The 3,123-nt window shown below is 69.2% G+C and carries 7 protein-coding genes; all 7 read right to left on the bottom strand.

Going from position 1 to position 3,123, the window contains the following annotated elements; translation table 11 throughout:
• Nucleotides 1-18: 18 nt before the first annotated feature.
• On the bottom strand, nucleotides 19-396 hold the full coding sequence (locus BN1186_RS00085) for an HNH endonuclease (RefSeq protein WP_052459589.1): 378 nt from the start codon (nucleotides 394-396) through the stop codon (nucleotides 19-21).
• Nucleotides 393-602, bottom strand: coding sequence for a hypothetical protein (locus BN1186_RS00080; protein ID WP_040281347.1), 210 nt, complete (start codon nucleotides 600-602; stop codon nucleotides 393-395). Before BN1186_RS00080 ends, BN1186_RS00085 begins: the two co-directional genes overlap by 4 nt.
• Nucleotides 603-709: 107 nt before the next feature.
• Nucleotides 710-1,561: a hypothetical protein gene (locus tag BN1186_RS00075; protein WP_040281345.1), complete on the bottom strand. Its 852-nt coding sequence runs from the start codon at nucleotides 1,559-1,561 to the stop codon at nucleotides 710-712.
• The gene (locus tag BN1186_RS00070) at nucleotides 1,554-1,763 is read right to left on the bottom strand and encodes a hypothetical protein (protein ID WP_040281343.1); all 210 of its coding nucleotides are present in this window, start codon (nucleotides 1,761-1,763) and stop codon (nucleotides 1,554-1,556) included. The genes BN1186_RS00075 and BN1186_RS00070 overlap by 8 nt, the downstream gene beginning before the upstream one ends.
• Complete coding sequence (locus tag BN1186_RS00065) at nucleotides 1,756-2,523, bottom strand: hypothetical protein (protein WP_040281341.1); 768 nt, start codon at nucleotides 2,521-2,523, stop codon at nucleotides 1,756-1,758. The genes BN1186_RS00070 and BN1186_RS00065 overlap by 8 nt, the downstream gene beginning before the upstream one ends.
• On the bottom strand, nucleotides 2,520-2,879 hold the full coding sequence (locus BN1186_RS00060; protein ID WP_040281339.1) for a hypothetical protein: 360 nt from the start codon (nucleotides 2,877-2,879) through the stop codon (nucleotides 2,520-2,522). Before BN1186_RS00060 ends, BN1186_RS00065 begins: the two co-directional genes overlap by 4 nt.
• Before the next feature lies 1 nt (nucleotide 2,880).
• Nucleotides 2,881-3,084, bottom strand: coding sequence for a hypothetical protein (locus BN1186_RS00055; RefSeq protein WP_040281337.1), 204 nt, complete (start codon nucleotides 3,082-3,084; stop codon nucleotides 2,881-2,883).
• Nucleotides 3,085-3,123 lie beyond the last annotated feature (39 nt).

Below are 3,123 nucleotides of genomic sequence, written 5' to 3'. Positions count from 1 at the left end.
GGGGCTACCGGGGTGGGGTCACCAGTCCACGAGTGTGACGGGTGCCGCGGTCACTGCCGCCACTGCCGCGCGATTGGCGATGATGGCGCGTGCTTCCTCGGCGCTGCGGTCGGACTTGATCTGATTGCATGTGCGGTGGGCCAGCTGGACGTTTGACCGCTGCAGGGGTGAGCCGCCTCGTGCTCGCGGTACGACCTCGTCGACTTCGCCGCGCATCGGATCGGGGATGCAGCCCTCGCAGTCGCTGCTGTCGCACTTCGCGCCGTGACGGCCTGGAATCATGCCGAGCGTCTTGTCGACGGGCTGGTCACACAGGTAGCAGTGGGTCTCTTCGGCGCGCACCCGCTTGATGATTTGGCGGCGCTGGTGTCCGTTCGCGTTGGCGGGGCGGCTCACCCGCAGTCACACCCTCGGCCCACGTGCCCGGCGGCGAAGGTGTGCATGCCGAGCTGGTCCCACTGGCTCAGGCCGGGCGAGGTCTTGATGCGGAGGGACTCACCGCCGTCGGTGTCGATCACCTCGGCCACGGCGACCCAGCGGGTGACGATGCCCCCGTCGGTGTCGGCGATGGTCACGTCCAGGCCGAAGTGGTCCTCGTCCATGCCCACCTCCGAACGTGGCAAAGCCCCGGAGAGCGGGGATACTTCCGGGGCTTCGAGGTTCTGTGTGAGGGGTCGGTGAACTCCTCGTTTGCCACCTTAGCACAGACTCAGCCAGCCTCCTCGCTGGACCACACCACATCGCCATACTCGGCGGCACGGGCCATGCGCGCTTCGTAGCTGCGCGCCGCCTCGGGGTGCATGGCAGCGAACACGTCCCACGGCATCCAGCGATAGGGCCTCTCCGTCTCGTCGATGGGGGTCAGCCCGCGGCGACGGCGTGCATCCTTGAGCCACTGGGGCGCGATCTTGAACCGTGCGCAGATCTGCTCGGTGGTCTCGGGCGGCTGGCCCCAGAGCAGCACCGCGGCCTCGTCGGAAGCGGCGGGGTCTTTGCCTCGCCAGGGACACACGCCGTGCGCCTGGCCTCGCAGCTCGGCGAAGTGCGCAATGTGCTCCGCGATTGGCTCCCACGCGGCCAGGGTGGAGATCCAGGGCCGCAGTCTGCCGGTGACGTGGCCGGGGCTGGTGTCGGCCAACGGTCTCATGCCGCGGTCCTCGAGGAAATCAGTGGCCATCTCGACCAGCGAGATCTGCAGGTCGGACAGCGCGGCCATGACGGTGACGAAGCTCTCGCCGGGGTTGGCTGAGCGGCCGTGGTTGCCGCCGGCCTTGGAGCGGACATGCTGGCCCAGGTTGTCGTCCAGCCAGGCGCACACTCCCGCGATCGACTCCCGATTGTCGGCGTCGTCGAGGAGGGTTGTGAGGCGCTTGTGGCATCTGCCGCACAGGAGGCCGACCTCGGCCAGGCGCGGCTCGCAGCCGTAGCAGAGATCCTCGTGGCAGCCGGTGCAGTGCGGGTCGTCGCAGGTATCGTCGTGCAGGTCGGTGTGGGTACAGGTGGACAGGTGCGCGTTCCAGCGGGTGCAGCCGGCGGCGCAGTAGGTGATCTCCTCAGTCACGTCCGCCTCCCTTCGGTCGGCTGGTCACGGTCGCCCGGTAGCCGTCGACCTCGGGCTCCGAGCAGTAGCGCTCTGTGGTGATGGGCTCTACGTCGACGCGCAGCACCTCGGCGTCGCCCAGCAGCTCGGTCGCCTCATCGACGGCGGCCTGGGCGGCCTCGTGCCAGGTGTCGCGGGTCGCGTTGGTGGTCAGCTCAGCCACGTCGGCCCCCTGCCTGCTCCACAGCCGCCTTGAGTCGCTGAAGATCGCGAGGCAGGAGCCGCCCCCGGGCGAGGATCTGAGCGAACAACTTGGCCTGATCGTCGGTTACCCCTACGGCTTCCATCGTCGCGGCCCTCCTGAGCGCCGCCGCCGGGTCGGTGCTCACTGCCACCAGTCGAGAGAACTCAGCGTCGACTTTCATATCCGCCTCGATCAGCGCCCGTGCGACGTCTTCGGGGGTGCGTGGGCAGACGCAGAGGAAGTGCCAGCAGCCTGCCTTGTTGTGCATGTTGATGTGGTCGTCGCACTCGGGGCACAGGATGGCTTTCTGCGCGTCGTCAGCCTCGCCCCCTTCCTCGGCCCCGCTCTCGCCCTCCGAGGCGCTCAGATCGCCGCCTGTGGCTTCCTGCGCGGCTTCCGGGGCGAAGGCGAGGGGGCCGTAGGCGCCTTGAAGCTGCTGGAGCGTCCACGAGCACCTGCCGAAGGCATGCGGGTACTTGCCCTCGTGATGCCAGCAGCCGCCGTCCATCCGACCCCAGCGCTGGCCATTGGCGTCGATCCGATCCCGGTGGTCGCCCTCGTCGAGCGGGTCAGGCTCGGCCTCCCGCTGCTCGGCCTCGTTGGCGGCGTACCGGTCGGCTGCGGCACGGTCGGTCAGCGCGTCGTGGATGGCGAACAGGGCGTGGACCTGGGCGCGGATGGTGTCGCCGTCGGCCAGCAGCCTCTTGGCCTCGCGGCGGTGGTCGGTGTGGTCAGTCATGGCTTCCTCGTTTCGCGGATGGTGGTCTCGGGTCGGGCGGCTGCCTCATCGGCGTCGACGTATTGGCCGGTGATGGCGTCGCGGTGGCGGACGGTGGGCTGGGGCCGCTGCATCTCGCCGGCGAGGTAGGCGATCTCCAGGCGGGCGGCGTGGACGGCGCGGTCCAGTGGCCGGTCAGCGGCCTCCAGCACGGCGTACAGGATCGCGTGCACGTCGAGCGTGGCGGGGTCGGGGAACGAGGCGTCGATGTCGGCAATGGCGTTGCGGAGTTCGGCGGCGCGGGCGTGGATGTCGAGGGTGAGCCTGTGGCGGTACTGAGCGTCGGCCAGCTCGACGTTCTCGGGCGTGTCGGTCATGTTAGTGGTCCTCTCGGGGCAGGGTGTGTGCTAGGCCCGTGACCGTGCATGTGGCCGGCAGCCCTTGCAGCAGGGCCTTGCCGCAGTCGAGGCAGCGGGCGCGTCGGTACGGCCGATTCAGCCAGGCGTCGAGCAGAGTCATGGCCTGGTTGATCTCGTCGCCGTGGATGCAGCGGACTCGTGCATGTAGGCATCTGGCGGTCATGGCTTCTCCTTGGCGTGGCGGGCTTGTGCGGGGGTGGGT

Origin of the sequence: Tessaracoccus massiliensis (assembly GCF_000826065.2) — a bacterium.
GTDB lineage: Bacteria > Actinomycetota > Actinomycetes > Propionibacteriales > Propionibacteriaceae > Arachnia > Arachnia massiliensis_A.
Note: the sequence above shows the minus strand (reverse complement) of the source record. Positions and strands in the feature narration are given on the sequence as shown.

Excerpts from the sequence above, each read along its gene's own strand:
- BN1186_RS00080 (WP_040281347.1), bottom strand. The coding sequence starts at position 602 with ATGGACGAGGACCACTTCGGCCTGGACGTGACCATCGCCGACACCGAC.
- BN1186_RS00065 (WP_040281341.1), bottom strand. The coding sequence starts at position 2,523 with ATGACTGACCACACCGACCACCGCCGCGAGGCCAAGAGGCTGCTGGCC.
- BN1186_RS00060 (WP_040281339.1), bottom strand. The coding sequence starts at position 2,879 with ATGACCGACACGCCCGAGAACGTCGAGCTGGCCGACGCTCAGTACCGC.
- BN1186_RS00055 (WP_040281337.1), bottom strand. The coding sequence starts at position 3,084 with ATGACCGCCAGATGCCTACATGCACGAGTCCGCTGCATCCACGGCGAC.